Here is a 15,323-nt window from a genome sequence, read left to right on the forward strand (position 1 = left end):
CGCGTCTGAGGAACTGGGTCCGATCATGTGCCGCTTCCTCGCCTACAGCGGTGAGCCGGTCTTTCTCTCCGACCTCGTCTGCGCGCCGACGCACTCGCTCGTGCATCAGTCCCTGCACGCCGACGAAGGGAAGACCGAGACCAACGGGGACGGCTTCGGCATCGGCTGGTACGGGGAACGGGCGGAACCGGGCGTCTATCGCGACATCTCGCCCGCGTGGTCCGACGAGAACCTCGTCAACCTCTGCGGGCAGGTTCGGGCGCGCACCTTCTTCGCCCATGTCCGCGCCGCCACCGGCACGGCCACCGCGCGGGCGAACTGCCACCCCTTCGCCCATGGCCGGCACCTGTTCATGCACAACGGCCAGATCGGCGGGTATTGCCGCATCAAGCGCCGCCTCGAAGCGCTGATCCCGGACGAGTTGTACGACAGCCGCCGGGGCAGCACCGATTCCGAGGCGATCTTCCTCCTCGCCCTGGCGAACGGCCTCGCCGAGGATCCGGTCGGGGCCATGGCTCGCACCATTGAGACGATCCGAGGCCTGATGCAGGCGGCCAACGTGACGGAGGCGCTGCGCTTCACCGCTGTGGTGACGGACGGCGAGGCGCTGACCGCCTATCGCTGGGCGTCGGACAACCGGCCGCCGAGCCTCTACTTCCGCGAAGGTCCTTGCGGGCTCGTGGTCGTCTCCGAGCCCATCGACGGGTGCCGCGAGGGCTGGCAGATCGTGCCGAAGGGCGCGACGCTCCAGGCACACCGGGGCAGCCCTGTCGTGGTCACGCCACCGGCCAAGCCGGTCGCCGCCGCCAAGCGCGCCGCCTAAGGGTCACGTCCGAGGCGGGGCTGCGATCTCGTTTTCGGGATTGCCGACCGCCCTCCCCCGTGCCGAAATCCGGCAGGGTGATCGGCCGTCCATCGGCGGCCGTCCGGGGAGCGAGATATGTATCCGAACACCGACCTGCACATTGCCGGGCGCTGGCGCTCCGGCGCGGAGAGCCGGACCCTGCCCGTGCTCAACCCGGCGACGGGTGAGACCATCGGCCAGTGTGCGGTCGCCACGACGGCCGACCTCGACGAGGCCCTGGAAGCCGCCGGCCGCGCCTTCCCGCAATGGCGTTCCGTCGCCCCGTTCGAGCGCTGCAAGCGCATGCGCAGGGCGGCCGATCTCCTGCGCGAGCGCGTCGATGCCATCGCCCGCGTGATGACGATGGAGCAGGGCAAGCCCCTGGCCGAGGCGAAGGTCGAGACCCTGGCCGCCGCCGACATCATCGATTGGTTCGCCGAGGAGGGAAAGCGCGCCTATGGCCGTGTGATCCCTGCCCGCGCCGACGGCGTGCTGCAGGCCGTAGTGAAGGAGCCCGTCGGCCCCGTCGCGTGCTTCACGCCCTGGAACTTCCCGATCAACCAGGCGGTGCGCAAGATCTCGGCGGCGCTCTGCACCGGCTGTACCGTGATCCTGAAGGGGCCGGAGGACACCCCGGCGAGCTGCGCCGAACTGGTCCGCGCCTTCCTCGATGCCGGAATCCCCGGCGACGCCCTGTCCCTCGTCTACGGCGATCCGGGGGAGATCTCAGCCTATCTCATCCCGCACCCCGTCATCCGGAAGATCTCGTTCACCGGCTCGACCGTGGTGGGCAAGAAGCTCGCGGCCCTGGCCGGCGAGCACATGAAGCGTGCGACGATGGAACTCGGCGGGCACGCCCCGGCCATCGTGTTCGGCGATGCCGACGTGGAGAAAGCGGTCTCGGTCCTGGCGCCGTCGAAGTTCCGCAACGCGGGCCAAGTCTGCGTGTCGCCGACGCGCTTCCTCGTCCACGATTCGGTGTTCGACCGGTTCGTGCAGGGCTTCAGCGACTTCGCCAAGGGCGTGAAGGTGGGCGACGGGCTCGACCCCGAGACCAAGATGGGGCCGCTGATCCACAGCCGCCGTCTCGATGCCATCGAATCCCTGACCGCCGACGCCGAGTCGGCCGGGGCCACCCTGCGGACGGGCGGCAAGCGCATCGGCAACCGGGGCAACTTCTTCGAGCCGACGGTCTTCACCGAGGTGCCGCTGTCGTCACGGCTGATGAACGAGGAGCCCTTCGGGCCCGTCGCGATCATCAACCGCTTCTCGGACGACGACGAGGCCTTCGCCGAGGCGAACCGCCTGCCCTACGGCCTCGCCGCCTACGCGTACACCCGCTCGGTGGAGCGGTCGGCGCGGGTGATGAATCAGGTGGAGAGCGGCATGATCTCCATCAACCACCACGGCCTCGCCCTGCCGGAGGTGCCCTTCGGCGGCGTGAAGGATTCCGGCTACGGCAGCGAGGGCGGGCCGGAGGCGCTGGACGCCTACCTCGTGACGAAGTTCGTCACCCAGGCGAACTTCTGACCCGGTATCAGTAATGGGGAGGCGGCGGTTCCGGCCCGCGCTGCGCGGCCCGCGCCGTCGCCTCCTCGACCTGCTCGCGCAGCGCCGACACGAGGCGGGTGAGCCGGTCGATCTGCCGCCACTGGTCGGTGACGATGCGGTTCAAATCCTCGACGGTGGCCTCCTGCTCGGTGAGGCGCATCTCCAGCCGGTCCAGGCGTTCGATCGATTCCATGGCATCCCTGCGATGGGGCGGCGCGGGGCGCCTTACGCCACGCGCAGGACGTACTCGGCCATCTCGACCCTGTCCCGTCCGCCCTTCTTCGCCACGTAGAGCGCCTCGTCGGCCCGACGCAACAGCCGGTCGAAGTCGCAATCGGGCGTCGCCACGGCAACCCCCACGCTGACGCTGAGGGTGAGGTCGGGCATGTCCGGCAGGGCGACGGCGGCGAAGGTCCGGCGGACCCGCTCTGCCGCGAGCATGGCCGAAGCTGGCGTGGCGCCGATCAGCAGGCAGGCGAATTCCTCGCCGCCGAGCCGGCCGAACATCGTGCGTGTCGGCAACGTCTCCGTCGCGACCGCGCAGAAGCCCACGATCACGGCATCGCCGACCTCATGCCCGAACCGGTCGTTGATCGCCTTGAAGCGGTCGAGGTCGAACAGCAGCAAGGCCGTGCCGGAGTCGGTGGCGAGCAGCCGGTCGGCGGTCTCCACGAAGGCCCGGCGGTTGGCGATGCCGGTCAGCGAATCGGTGCGCGCGGCGACGCTCTGCATCCGCTCTGCGCGCTCCTTCACGAGGCCGATGAAGGTGAAGGCCGAGGCGATGGAGAACAGCATGGCGGCGAGGCACAGCACAGCCACCCAATAGGAAGCGATGGCCGCCTCCGGCCTCGGCAGGGGGGCCAGGAAGGCCGCCGGCACCCGCACGGCGTAGCACACGCCGTAGACGACGAGCAGGCCCACGGCGACGGTGCGCGAGGCCAGGGGCTCCCCTCGCCCGCGCCAGAAATCCCACGCGCCGCCGAAGCAGTAGAGCGCCGCGAACGTGGAGGCGACGGCCACCCGTTGCGCGATCGACCCGTAGAATTCCGGGATGAGGCAGAGCAAGCCCCAGGCAATACCCCCGGCCACCGCCCAAGCGGGATGGCGCCGCCGCCCCTCGAACGAGCCGACGCCCCGCCAGATCAGCCCGTAGGCGCTGATCATGACCACGTTGGAGACGCCGATGGAGATCCAGTTCGGGATGTGACCGCGCATCGCCAGCCCGACCGAGGCCAGGGAGCCGATGAAATGGGCGACGCCCCAATACCCCAAGCACGGCGAGTCCGGGTGCTGCCGCCATGATACGAAGAACTGCACGCAGACGAGGAATGTCGTCGCGCAGCTTGCGATCAACAGGGTGGCGGGGTCGAGACCCGGCACAGGCGTCGTCTCCTGGATACGCCGTCCCATGGGCGACGACCAACTATCTCATAAGTAGTTCGAATGGCCAAGCTTAGGTTGCTTGGAACCTGCCATTTCCCGGACGAGGTGTGTCCTCGGCTTGACGGGAGGCGCTCGCCGGTGGAAGCGTCGGGGCTGAAAAGGGTGGACCGCGTGACGCAAATTTTCGAGACGGTGGAAGGACTTCGCCTCGTTGCCGCGCGCTCCGACCGCGCTTGGCGGGCGTGGGGTCCGTATCTCAGCGACCGCCAATGGGGCACCGTCCGAGAAGACTATAGTGCCGGCGGCGATGCGTGGACGTATTTCCCTCACGATCACGCCCGCTCCCGTGCCTATCGCTGGGGCGAAGACGGTATCGGCGGTTTCGGCGAGCGACATCTGAGGTGGTGTCTGTCCCTCGCACTCTGGAATGGTCGCGATCCGATCCTGAAGGAGCGGCTGTTCGGTTTGACCAACGAGGAAGGCAATCACGGCGAGGACGTCAAGGAACTATACTACTATCTCGACGGCACCCCGACGCATTCCTTCATGCGGATGATCTACAAGTATCCGCAAGCGGAATTTCCCTATTCGCGCCTGCTCGCGGAAAACCGCGCCCGAGGTCTGGATGAGCCGGAATTCGAGCTGCTCGATACCGGCCTGTTCGATGAGGGCCGCTACTTCGATGTCGAGATCGCCTACGCCAAGGCCGCGCCCGACGACATCCTGATGCGCGTTCGCGCCACCAATCGCGGGCCGGACGCGGCGGACCTTACCCTTCTGCCGCAGTTCTGGGCGCGCAACCTATGGTCATGGCAGCCCGGCATGGAGAAGCCGGCCCTGCGGCGCGACGACGCCGGCGGGATCTTCGCGACCCACCCGGAACTGGCGCCGCTGCGCCTGTCCGCGGACAGCCCGGATGGGTGGCTGTTCACGGAGAACGAAACCAACCTCCACCGCGTGTTCGGCGTCGGCCCGTCCGAGGGCCTGTTCAAGGATGGGATCGACCGGCACGTCGTCCAGGGCGAGCCCGGCGCCGTCGATGACCGGGCCGGCACGAAATGCGCCGCCCGCTTCTCCTTGCGCCTCGCACCGGGCGAGACGCGGGACATCCGCCTGCGCCTGCGCCCGGCCGAAGCCGAGGGAGACCCGTTCGCGGATTTCGACGCCCTCTTCGCGACGCGCGAGACGGAGGCGGACGCCTTCTACGCGGCGCTGCAATCCTCGATCACCGATCCCGACCGGCGCCGCGTCCAGCGGCAGGCGCTGGCGGGGATGCTGTGGTCGAAGCAGCTCTACCATTACGATGTGCGCGAGTGGCTGGTCGGCGATCCCGGCCAGCCTGCGCCGCCGGCCGAGCGGCGGCAGGGGCGCAACCACGATTGGATGCACCTGCGCGCCAACGACATCGTCTCGATGCCGGATGCCTGGGAGTATCCCTGGTTCGCCTCCTGGGACCTCGCGCTCCAGTCCCTCGTCTTCGCGATGATCGACCCGGACTTCGCCAAGAACCAGATCCTGCTCCTCGTCGGCGACGCCTACAGTCACCCCAACGCGGCGCTGCCCGCCTACGAATGGGGTTTTGAGGATGCCAACCCGCCGCTCCACGCCCTGGCGGCGTGGCGAGTGTTCGAGATGGACCGGGACCTGACCGGCCGGCCGGACCACGACTTTCTGAAGCGCGTCTTCCACCGCCTGACGCTGAATTTCACGTGGTGGGTGAACCGCAAGGATGCCAACGACCGCAACCTGTTCCAGGGCGGGTTCCTCGGCCTCGACAACATCGGCATCTTCGACCGCTCGAAGCCCCTCGGCGGCGGCGCGACGCTCACCCAATCCGACGCCACCGCCTGGATGGCGATGTACGCCCTCAATCTGATGCGGATCGCCATTGAGCTGGCGCTGGTAGACGAGACCTACGAGGACATGGCGGGGAAGTTCTTCGAGCACTTCCTGCTGATCGCGGCGGCGACGGGCGACGGCGTGTGGGACGAAGCGGACGGCTTCTTCTACGACGTGATCGAGACGCCCGAGGCGCGTCTGCCGATTCGCGTGCGGACCATGGTCGGGCTCATTCCGATCCTGGCCGTGGCGGTGCTGCGGGAGGCGGATGTGGAGCGCCTGCCGCGCCTGAGAGAGCGGCTGGTCTTCTTCCAGCAGAACCGGCCCGATCTCTGGCGGCTCGTCTCCCACTGGAACGAGCCGGGCGTCGGGCGCTCGGCCCTGCTCTCCCTGCTGCGCGGCCACCGGCTGAAGGCACTGCTGCGGCGGATGCTCGATCCGGCCGAGTTCCTGTCGGATCACGGGGTACGCGCGGTCTCGCGGGCCTACGCGGAGGCGCCGTTCTGCTTCCCCTGGGACGGGCGCGATCTCGGCCTCGCCTACGAGCCCGCGGAGTCACGGTCCCGCCTGTTCGGGGGCAACTCGAATTGGCGCGGTCCCGTCTGGATGCCGGTGAACTTCCTGCTCATCGCGAGCCTGCACCGCTTCCATGACTATTTCGGCCCCGTCTTCACGGTCGAGGCGCCGACCGGCTCGGGCCGCAAACTCAATCTGCGCGAGATCGCGGACGAGTTGTCATGCCGGCTCATCGCCCTCTCGGCACGGGGGCCGGATGGGAGACGGGCGGTCTATGGCGACAGCCGCCTCGAACAGGAGGATCCCCACTTCCGGGATCACATCCTGTTCTACGAGTACTACCACGGGGATACGGGGCGCGGTGTCGGCGCCTCGCATCAGACCGGTTGGTCGGGCCTCGTCGCGCTGCTGATTCAGCAGGTCACTGAATCGTAGCGGTCGCACCCTTGGCCGTCTCGACCAGGGAGAGCTTGGCCCGCTGCTGCTGGCCGACGCTGATCTCGCGCGAGATTTCCGAGCGGCGGGCGCTGTAGGTGGCGCAGACCATCGGGTAATCGACCGGCAGACCCCACTTCGCGCGGTAGGTCTCCGGCGTCAGGCCCCGCAGGGTCAGGTGCCGGCGCAGGGCCTTGTAGGGCTTGCCGTCCTCGAAGCTGGTGATCGCATCCGGGCGGATCGAGGCGGCGACCTGGGCCGGCGACGGGCGCTGGAGGGTCGGCTGTTTCGGTTTGGCGAGATGATCGATTGCCTGATGGATCTCGGTCAGGAGCTCGGGCAAGTTGGTTGCAGGGACACGATTGCGACTGACGTAGGCAGTCAAGATCCGGGTCGCGAGTTCCACGGTCGGCTTATCGGTCATCGTGCGGTCCCTGGTTTTCACCATCGCGCGGCAGGCCTTGTCATGGCCTTGTTCACGCCGGTGCCATGAGCATGCGGGCGTGCTCCGGCTCCCCCCAGGTGGTCCGTCGGCTGCAAAAAACAGCCGACCCGCCAAAGCCGGTGTACACTAGGATACTATACTACTTATGATTGCATTCATTCGTCAACGGCTCCACGACTTGTTTTGAAGCTCTTTTTGAGGCGCGGAGGCACCTTTTTCATGCATGCATCAACGAAATGGAGCCGGTTACGACAGTTTGAGCCTGTCACCCTCCCCGATAAAGAACCGCATATGTTTGATTTCGAGAGGAACGTTTGATGGACGTGCTCGTCGTGGGGGCGGGGGTGGTCGGACTCGCGGTCGGACGCGCGCTGGCGCTACGGGGTCATACCGTGATCGTGGCGGAGGTCGAGAAAGCGATCGGCACCGGTGTTTCCTCTCGCAGTTCGGAGGTGATCCATGCCGGGATGTATTACCCCACGGATTCCCTACGCGCCCTAAACTGCGTCAAAGGGGCACAGAAAATTTACCACTTCTGCGAGAGAACGGGGGTGCCTCACCGCCGTTGCGGCAAGCTGATCGTCGCCTGCGACGCAGGCGAGGCGGACGCCATCGCGAACATCCACGCCAGGGGCGAGGCGAACGGCGTCGCCGGGCTCGAATTGCTCGATGCGGATCAGGCCAAACGACTTGAACCGAACCTGACCTGCACGCTGGCCCTGTACTCGCCGAACACCGGCATCATCGACAGCCACGCCTTCATGCTCGCGCTGCAGGGGGAGATCGAGGATCACGGCGGCGCGCTCGCCCTCCGCACCCCGGTTCAGCGCCTCGCCCGCGAGAACGGGCAATGGCAGGCGAGCTTCGGCGGCGACGAACCGGACACGATGCCCTTCGACGCGGTCGTGAACGCGGCCGGCTTCGGCGCCCCCGCCATCGCAGCCCGAACCGAGGGCTACCCGGCGGCTTCGGTCCCTCGCCTCCACCTCGCGCGGGGCAACTACTTCGGCTGCACCGGCAAGCCGGCTTTCACCCGGCTGATCTATCCGGCGCCCCGCATCGACGGCGGACTCGGCATCCACCTGACCCTCGACCTGAACGGCCGCGTGCGGTTCGGGCCGGACGTCGAATGGGTGGACGAGCCGGATTACCGCGTCGATCCCGCCCGCGCGGCCTCGTTCTACGAGGCGATCCGCCGGTACTGGCCCGCCCTGCCGGATGGCGCCCTGTTCCCGGATTACGCGGGCCTGCGCCCGAAGCTCACGGGGCCGGGCGAGGCGGCGGCCGATTTCCGCATCGAGGGCCCGGCCGAGCACGGACTTCCGAACCTCGTGCACCTGTTCGGCATCGAGAGCCCCGGCCTGACATCGAGCCTGTCCCTCGCCGAGGACGTGGCCGACCGGCTCGACGCCTAGCTGAAAAGGTGCAGGGCCAGCGGCGCGAGGATTGCGGTCACGAAGGCATTCAGCCCCATTGCGATTCCGGCGAAGGTCCCTGCGACCTCGCTGACCTGGAAGGCGCGGGCCGTGCCGATGCCGTGCGCGGCGAGCCCGGCGGCGAAGCCCCGCGCCCGCATGTCCGAGATCTTCAGCGCCTCCATCATCGGCGTGACGAGGATCGCCCCGATGATGCCGGTGAGAATGACGAGGATCGCGGTCAGCGTCGGGTCGCCGCCGAGCGTCGCGGCGATGCCCATCGCGACGCCCGAGGTCACGGATTTTGGCGCCAGCGACACGAGGATCGGCTGCGGGATCGAGAACAGCCGCGCCAGCACGATCACGCAGACCAGCGTCGCGACCGACCCCGCCGCCAGCGCGGCGAGCATCGGCACCAGGGCGCGTTTCACCGTCGCCCGGCGCTCGTAGAGCGGGAAGGCCAGCACCACCGTCGCCGGCCCGAGCAGGAAGTGCACGAACTGCGCGCCCTCGAAATAGGTCGGGTAGGGCGTGTCGGTGAGCGCCAGGACGACGGCCACGAACACCACCGCGACGAGCACCGGGTTCGCGAGCGGATGGCGCCCGGTCGCGGCGGCGATCCTGTCGGCGGCGACGTAGGCGGTGAGCGTCACCGTCAGCCACAGGAGTGGCGTGCGGGCGAGATACACCCACAGGGAGAAGTCATTCCCCGCCATGGCTCAGCCCTCGTCCTTGCGGCCGCGCCGGTCGACCAGGGCCGACACGCCCCGGAAGACGAGGACGGTGGTGAGCAGCGAGACGGCCGTCGAGACCAGCAGGATCACAGCGAGCTTCGCGCCCTGCGTCTTCAGGAGATCGAGCCGGCCGACGACGCCGACGCCCGCCGGCACGAACAGCAGCGAGAGGTTGGTGAGCAGCCCCTTGGCGATGGTCTCCAGCGTGCCGTCCACCAGCGGCGGGGGCAGCAGGCGCGGGAGGGGGCTGCGGGCGGAATCGCGCAGGAGCAGGAAGCCGAACATCAGCCCCATGCCGATTACAGGGCCGGGCACGGGCAGGCCGAAACCCCGGGCGAAGGCCTCGCCGCAGAGTTGCGCCAGCAGGATCAGCGCGAGGCTGGCGATCATTCGGCGGGTACGCCGGAGAGGCCGCTGCGGCGGGCGGCGGCGATGCCGGCCTCATCGAAGCCGAGGAGACGGCCCAGCCGCTCCACCAGGGCTTCCTCGAACTCGTCCACCTTGCCGTCCGCCCCCGCGACCGACCACGCCATAGCGAGCAGCGCCTCGCGCTCGGCGCCGTTGGCCTCGTGCGGGATCATCTCCACGAGGCTCGCCACGTCCCGCACCTCGGTGTCCACGGCGGTCGCGCGGGCGATGAGGGCGTGGGCGGCGGCGGGGCCGTCGGCGTAGCGGCCTTCCACGAGGCGGGCGAGGCGCTCGCTCTCGGCGGGGGCGAGGATGCCGTCGACTCGGGCGACGTGGACGAGCAGGGCGGTCGCGGCCAAATGCGTGTCGTCGGCGGAATCGCGCGCCTCCGAGGCGCCGATCCCCAGGGCCTCCACCGCGTAGGCACGCAGGCGTGCGATCAGGGACATGTCCGCTCCGGGCCAAACGTGCATCGCAACATTCGGTCGCGGTTGGCGGAAATCAAGCAGGCGGGGACAGGTTGCGACGGGCCGTGGCCCGTTTGCATCGCCTGCGCGGGCTCAGCCCTGGCGCTGCGCGTGGGTGACGGCCACGTGGATCAGTTCGGCCAAAGTGCGCACGCCGAGCTTCTGTCGCATCTGCGAGCAGGAATTGGTGACGGTCTTGTAGCTCACCGAAAGGTCCGAGGCGATGGCGCCGTAGGAACGGCCCTGTGCCAGACGGGCCAGAATCTGTTGCTCGCGCGGCGTCAATTGCAGTTCCGGGGTGCGGCGGGCATCCGCGCGCAGCATCGCCACCTCGGTGGCGAGGCGGCGGTCGAGATAGACTTCCCCGATCCGCACCTTCTCGAAGGCATCGTAGAGTTCGGCCGAGGCGTGATCCTTGAGCACGTAGCCGAGCGCCCCGGCTTCGAGGGCGCGGGCCACGATCACCGGATCGTTGTGCATGCTGAAGACGAGGATGCGCGTGTTCGGCGCCACCGCACGGATGCGCCGGATCAGCCCCAGCCCGGCCAGCCCGCTGCCCTGGAAGGTCAGGTCGCAAATGACGACCGGCGGCCGCAAGCGGTGGAAGATGCGGTAGCCGCCCACCACGGTCGTCGCCTCGGCGATGGTCTCGACACCCGCATCCTCTAGGACGCGGCGGCATCCCTGGAGGACGATGGGGTGGTCGTCGATCACGAGCACCGGAAGGCGCGTGGTGGCAGGCTCGATCTGAGAGGCGATGGCGTTCATACGCTTTGGGCGGAGATGAGTTCGTGGCCGGGCTCCGGGCTCCGCTCAGGCGGGATCGGAATGGCGATACGGACGATCGCCCCCGGGCCGATATTGTCAAGGGCGAAAGTCCCCTGGAGGGCCTCGACACGTTCGCGCATCCCCGACAACCCGAGCCCGATCCGGTGTTCGGAGGGGATGCCGGTGCCGTTGTCGCGGATCTCCACGTAGACCGTGCCGTCCCGCTCGGCGGCGGTGGCCTCGACGCGGGACGCGCCGCCGTGGCGCACGGCGTTGGTGGCGCTCTCCTGCACGCACCGGAAGATGGTGAGGTCGAGGAGATCGCCATAGCCACGGGCGAGCCCGTCGAACTGCCCGACGAAGGCGATGCCGGGGTGCCGTTCGCCGAAGCCGCGCAGCAGCAGATCGAGGCAGGTCGGCAGCGGCGCCTGCCCGAGCCCATGCGGGCGCAGCCGGTTGAGGAGCGCGCGGTTCACCCCCTGCACCTGCCCCACGATGGTGCCGATCTCGGCCGCGCGGGCCGCGAGCTTGGAGCGGTCCACCTCCTTCGCCCCCGCCGCGATGCGGGCGATGGAGGCGGCGTTGGCCTCCAGGGCGAAGAGGCAGGGGCCGAAATCGTCGTGGAGTTCCAGGGCCGTGCGGCGGCGCTCGTCGTCCTGGGCGGTCAGAAGCTTCTGGTTCAGGCTGGCATTGGCCGAGCGCGTCTGCGCCAGCGCTCCGGCGACCTTGTTGAACCGCTCCGCGATGACGGCCAGTTCGGGCGTGCCCGGCGGTGCGAGGCGGGCGGTGTAATCGTGATGTTCGAGCTGCGTCAGCGCCTCGCCGAGGCGACGCAGCGGCGCGAGGATGCGCGCCAGAGCGAGATAGAGCGCCACCAGCATCGCGAGGTTGACCGCGAAAGTGGTCAGCGACAGGGCGCGGACATAGCCCCAGATCTCCTCGATCTCGTCCATGGGCTGCGTCGTAATCTGCGCCGTGCCGAGCACCCTTCCGCCGACCGCGATGGGCAGGCTGTGCCGCTCGATGGGCGGCATGATCATCTGCGCGAACCACGCAGGCGCCTCGCGCTCGATCCGCTTGGCGGGCCCCGCATGGCCGACACGCTGCCCCTGCGCGTCGAGCACCGCGACGCGAACATGCCGCAGCACCCGGAACCGCAGGTCGAGGGCCTGGAGCAGCGCTTCCGGCGGAGAGGTATCCGAGAGACGGATCGTGTCCGCCACCAGGGATTCGACCGTCGCGAGGGAGGCGCGGGTCTCGACCCGCACCGCCGTGCGGGCGTTCAGCACCACCACCGCGCAGGAGGTGACGGCGGCGAGCAGGTCGATGAGCAGCACCACCGCGATCAGCCGGGTCCGTGTCGACCAGCCGGACCAGGGCATGGACCTCGCCCGGGCGGGCCGATGCGGTGGCAGAAGGTTCGGGCGCGTATCCACGGTGTGACGAAGCCCGTTCCAGGGGAGCAGAGAGTGAGGTCCTGAAGGACGGCTCGACTACTATTCCTTAAGCGAAACGCCGTAAATCCTGTGGATGACTTCGACGCGACCGGACTCGACTAGACACGACACAGGGTTGTCGCGCGGCGACATCATTGTGCCGTATTGCGAGCCATCAATCGGTGAGCTTGCCGATAGCCGGCGGGCGCATCGGGCCGGACCGGCCGAATCCGGGCGTTCCGATGGCGACCGTCGCGCATCAGGTCCGAGATCGCAATCGATGTCCGAGTTATCATTAGACACATCGGAGCGGCGCACCGCCCGCGCCGCCGCCGCGCCGCAGGGCAAGCGCTCGCTCGCGCGGCCGCTGCTCCTCAGCGTCGCCGGCGCGGCCCTGCTGTCCGGCTTCGCCGTGGCAGCGTCCTCCGTCATGGCGGGCCTCGTCACGCCGATCCCGCGGCTCACGCAGCCGCCGGCCATCGGCCAGGGCCTCGCGTCGAGCTGGCCCGACCTGAAGGACGGCCTGCCGGCCCGGGCCGGCGAACCCGTCAAGATCACCGAGAGCAAGGCCGAGACGCCGAAGGCCGCGCCGGGTCCGCGCATGGCTTCCTTCTCCGCCGACCCGAAAGCCTTCGACGGCGGCACGCCCACCCTGCCGACACCGCAACCGAAACCCGTCGCCCAGCGCCCGGCCCCGGTGAAGCCGACCGAGCGCATCCCGGTGCCGACCGAGGTGGCCGTTCAAGCGAGTGTGCCCGCCGCCCGGATCGTCACGCCGAGCCGCACCATCGCGGCCCTCGCGCCCCGCCCGTCGGAGACGGTGCGGGCCCGCGACGAGGCCGTGCAGGTGGCGGAAGAGCCGGCCAAGATCGCGCCGCCTAAACCCGTCGCCGTGGCGACGCCGGTTCCCGCCAAGCCGAAGCCAGTCCCGGTGGCGACGGCCAAGCCCACGCCCGAGCCGGTGAAGGCCGCGAAGGCCGAGACGCCCAAGCCCACCGTGAAGGCGGCGGCCGCCAAGACGGCCCCTGCCCCCGCCGTGGCCAAGCCGGCCGTGACGCAGACCGCCTTGGCGGAAGCCGATTCGGACGAGACCGAGATTTTGGGTGTGAAGCTGCCCTCGCTTGCGCCCACCGGGCGCAAGATCAAGGACAGCGTGAGCGCGCTGGGCGACGCCGTCCGCAGCGCGTTCTAAGGGCTCAGCCCCGCTGCTGGGGCTTGAACCCGCCCTTGCCGGCATTGCGGCGGTGGCGGTCGGCGCGGGGCGAACCCGGCCCCTTGCCGCCGGGCGGTCCCTTGCGGGGCGCCGGGGCGAATTCCGCCGGCAGCGCCTCGACCTGGATTTCCGGCGACCCGTTCCGCGCGAAGGCTTCCGCGAAGCGTGAGGCGGCGTGGCCGCGCACTTCGAACTTGGTCTCCCGGTCGAAGATGCGGATCGCGCCGATCTCCTGACGGTCGAGCCCGCCGCGACGGGTCAGCAGCGGGAGCAGGCGGCGCGGGTCGGCGTTGTCGCGGCGGCCGAGGTTCAGGCGGAACCACACCGCCGGGCCCATCGACGCGATCATTTCCGGGTTCATCGGATCGTAGGGCGGACGCTCCGCGCGGGCACGCCCCTCGCCGGGGTCCGTGACCTCCTCCGGCGCCGGCAGTCGCGTGCGGTAGATGCGGGCGACGATGTTGGCCAGCTCTTCCGGGCTCTTATGGGTCAGAAGCATCTGGGCCATTATCGAATCGTCCTCGGCGGCCGGCTCGGCGATCAGCGTATCGCTGAGCATCCGCTCGGCATCGAGGCCGCGGATCGTGTCGGCCGAGGGCGGGCCGCACCATTCCGGCTGCACCTTCGCCATGGCGAGCATCTGCTCGGCCCGGCGGCGGCGGGCGTTCGGCACGAGCAGCACCGAGGTGCCCTTGCGCCCGGCCCGGCCGGTGCGGCCGCTGCGGTGCTGCAGGGTCTCGGCGTCGTGCGGCAGGTCGGCGTGGATGACGAGGCTCAGCGAGGGCAGATCGATGCCGCGCGCCGCCACGTCGGTGGCCACGCAGACCCGCACCCGGCCGTCGCGCAGGGCCTGGAGGGCGGCGTTGCGCTCGCCCTGCCCCATCTCGCCCGAGAGCCCGACCACGGAGAAGCCGCGCTCGGTCAGGTTCGCCTGCAGGTGGCGCACCGCGTTGCGGGTGTTGCAGAACACGATGGCCGTGGGGGCATCGGCCTCGCGCAGGAGGTTGAGCACGACGTGCTCGATCTCGCGCGGCACCACCCGCACCGCCTTGTAGGCGATGTCGGCATGGCCGCGCGTCTCGCTCTTCACGGCCAGCCGCAGTGCGTCGCGCTGGTAGCGCTCGGCCAGGGCCTCGATACCCTTCGGCAGCGTCGCGGAGAACAGGTAGGTCGAGCGCTCCTGCGGCGTCGCCGAGAGGATGAACTCGATGTCCTCGCGGAAGCCGAGATCGAGCATCTCGTCGGCCTCGTCGAGGACGACGGCCCGCAGGGTGGAGAGGTTGAGGGAGCGGCGCTCCAGGTGGTCGCGCAGGCGTCCCGGCGTGCCGACGACGATCTGCGAACCCTCGGCGAGGCGGCGGGCCTCGCGACGGGGATCCATGCCGCCGACGCAGGCGGTGACGCGGCCATGCGCGGCGCCGTAGAGCCATTCGAGTTCCCGCTGCACCTGCAGCGCGAGTTCGCGGGTGGGGGCGATCACCAGGGCGAGCGGCGCGGCCGGGGCCGGCATGGTCTCGTCCTCGCCGACGAGCATGTCGGCCATGGCGAGGCCGTAGGCGACGGTCTTGCCGGAGCCGGTCTGGGCGGAGACGAGCAGGTCGCGACCGCCGCCGGCGGCGTCGAGTACGGCCGCCTGCACGGGGGTGGGCTCGGCATAGCCGCGCTCGGCCAGGGCCCGCGAGAGGGGAGCGGGCAAGTTCGGGAAGGGCACTTCGGTCAGGCTTTCGGTAAGGCGCCGTCCGCCGGGGCAAAGCCCAGTCGGCATCGAACGGCGCGGTATCATCAGGACAGACACGCGGCGCTCATGGCCCGCGCGGGACGCTTGAGAGCGTCCATCCGAAGGCCGCCCGTTTTGGTCCGAGGCGCGCA

The 15,323-nt window shown here is 69.5% G+C and carries 14 protein-coding genes; 5 read left to right on the top strand and 9 right to left on the bottom strand.

Going from position 1 to position 15,323, the window contains the following annotated elements; translation table 11 throughout:
* The first annotated feature begins 25 nt into the window (after window positions 1–25).
* Together AAHF99_RS14775 and AAHF99_RS14780 are read left to right on the top strand one after the other, a co-directional pair.
* Window positions 26–823, top strand: coding sequence for a class II glutamine amidotransferase (locus AAHF99_RS14775; protein ID WP_243955867.1), 798 nt, complete (start codon window positions 26–28; stop codon window positions 821–823).
* Between the two features lie 117 nt (window positions 824–940).
* Entirely contained in the window at window positions 941–2,374 is a 1,434-nt protein-coding gene (locus tag AAHF99_RS14780; protein WP_243955431.1) for an NAD-dependent succinate-semialdehyde dehydrogenase, read from the top strand.
* A 7-nt stretch (window positions 2,375–2,381) separates the two neighbouring features.
* On the opposite strand, the gene AAHF99_RS14785 is transcribed toward AAHF99_RS14780, so the two are convergent.
* Both AAHF99_RS14785 and AAHF99_RS14790 read right to left on the bottom strand, forming a co-directional pair.
* Window positions 2,382–2,588: a SlyX family protein gene (locus AAHF99_RS14785; protein ID WP_342165153.1), complete on the bottom strand. Its 207-nt coding sequence runs from the start codon at window positions 2,586–2,588 to the stop codon at window positions 2,382–2,384.
* A gap of 32 nt (window positions 2,589–2,620) precedes the next feature.
* Entirely contained in the window at window positions 2,621–3,805 is a 1,185-nt protein-coding gene (locus tag AAHF99_RS14790; RefSeq protein ID WP_342165154.1) for a GGDEF domain-containing protein, read from the bottom strand.
* A 144-nt stretch (window positions 3,806–3,949) separates the two neighbouring features.
* On the opposite strand from AAHF99_RS14790, the gene AAHF99_RS14795 reads away from it, so the two are divergent.
* Window positions 3,950–6,568, top strand: a complete 2,619-nt coding sequence (locus tag AAHF99_RS14795) for an MGH1-like glycoside hydrolase domain-containing protein (RefSeq protein WP_342165155.1) — start codon at window positions 3,950–3,952, stop codon at window positions 6,566–6,568.
* Here the strand turns inward: AAHF99_RS14795 and AAHF99_RS14800 are convergent.
* The gene (locus AAHF99_RS14800) at window positions 6,555–6,992 is read right to left on the bottom strand and encodes a Ros/MucR family transcriptional regulator (RefSeq protein WP_342165156.1); all 438 of its coding nucleotides are present in this window, start codon (window positions 6,990–6,992) and stop codon (window positions 6,555–6,557) included. The two genes, AAHF99_RS14795 and AAHF99_RS14800, sit on opposite strands and share 14 nt — an antisense overlap.
* A gap of 338 nt (window positions 6,993–7,330) precedes the next feature.
* On the opposite strand from AAHF99_RS14800, the gene AAHF99_RS14805 reads away from it, so the two are divergent.
* Entirely contained in the window at window positions 7,331–8,428 is a 1,098-nt protein-coding gene (locus AAHF99_RS14805; protein ID WP_342165158.1) for an NAD(P)/FAD-dependent oxidoreductase, read from the top strand.
* On the opposite strand, the gene AAHF99_RS14810 is transcribed toward AAHF99_RS14805, so the two are convergent.
* The 5 genes from AAHF99_RS14810 to AAHF99_RS14830 all read right to left on the bottom strand — a co-directional run bounded on the left by AAHF99_RS14810 (window position 8,425) and on the right by AAHF99_RS14830 (window position 12,187).
* Window positions 8,425–9,144, bottom strand: a complete 720-nt coding sequence (locus AAHF99_RS14810; protein ID WP_342165159.1) for an LrgB family protein — start codon at window positions 9,142–9,144, stop codon at window positions 8,425–8,427. The genes AAHF99_RS14805 and AAHF99_RS14810 overlap by 4 nt on opposite strands.
* Window positions 9,145–9,147: 3 nt before the next feature.
* On the bottom strand, window positions 9,148–9,552 hold the full coding sequence (locus tag AAHF99_RS14815) for a CidA/LrgA family protein (RefSeq protein ID WP_342165160.1): 405 nt from the start codon (window positions 9,550–9,552) through the stop codon (window positions 9,148–9,150).
* Window positions 9,549–10,019 carry a tellurite resistance TerB family protein gene (locus AAHF99_RS14820; RefSeq protein WP_342165161.1) on the bottom strand — a complete coding sequence of 157 codons (471 nt, stop codon included), beginning with the start codon at window positions 10,017–10,019 and terminating at the stop codon, window positions 9,549–9,551. The genes AAHF99_RS14815 and AAHF99_RS14820 overlap by 4 nt, the downstream gene beginning before the upstream one ends.
* Window positions 10,020–10,130: 111 nt before the next feature.
* A complete protein-coding gene (locus AAHF99_RS14825; protein ID WP_243955418.1) occupies window positions 10,131–10,805 on the bottom strand; it encodes a response regulator transcription factor in 675 nt (224 codons plus the stop codon).
* A complete protein-coding gene (locus AAHF99_RS14830) occupies window positions 10,802–12,187 on the bottom strand; it encodes an ATP-binding protein (protein WP_342165162.1) in 1,386 nt (461 codons plus the stop codon). Before AAHF99_RS14830 ends, AAHF99_RS14825 begins: the two co-directional genes overlap by 4 nt.
* 334 nt (window positions 12,188–12,521) lie before the next feature.
* Here AAHF99_RS14830 and AAHF99_RS14835 point away from each other — a divergent pair, with 334 nt between their 5' ends.
* On the top strand, window positions 12,522–13,433 hold the full coding sequence (locus tag AAHF99_RS14835; RefSeq protein ID WP_342165163.1) for a hypothetical protein: 912 nt from the start codon (window positions 12,522–12,524) through the stop codon (window positions 13,431–13,433).
* Window positions 13,434–13,437: 4 nt separating this feature from the next.
* Here AAHF99_RS14835 and AAHF99_RS14840 read toward each other — a convergent pair whose 3' ends face one another.
* Window positions 13,438–15,165: a DEAD/DEAH box helicase gene (locus AAHF99_RS14840; RefSeq protein ID WP_342165271.1), complete on the bottom strand. Its 1,728-nt coding sequence runs from the start codon at window positions 15,163–15,165 to the stop codon at window positions 13,438–13,440.
* Window positions 15,166–15,323 lie beyond the last annotated feature (158 nt).

The sequence above is a fragment of the Methylobacterium litchii genome (genome assembly GCF_038442315.1).
Lineage (GTDB): Bacteria > Pseudomonadota > Alphaproteobacteria > Rhizobiales > Beijerinckiaceae > Methylobacterium > Methylobacterium litchii.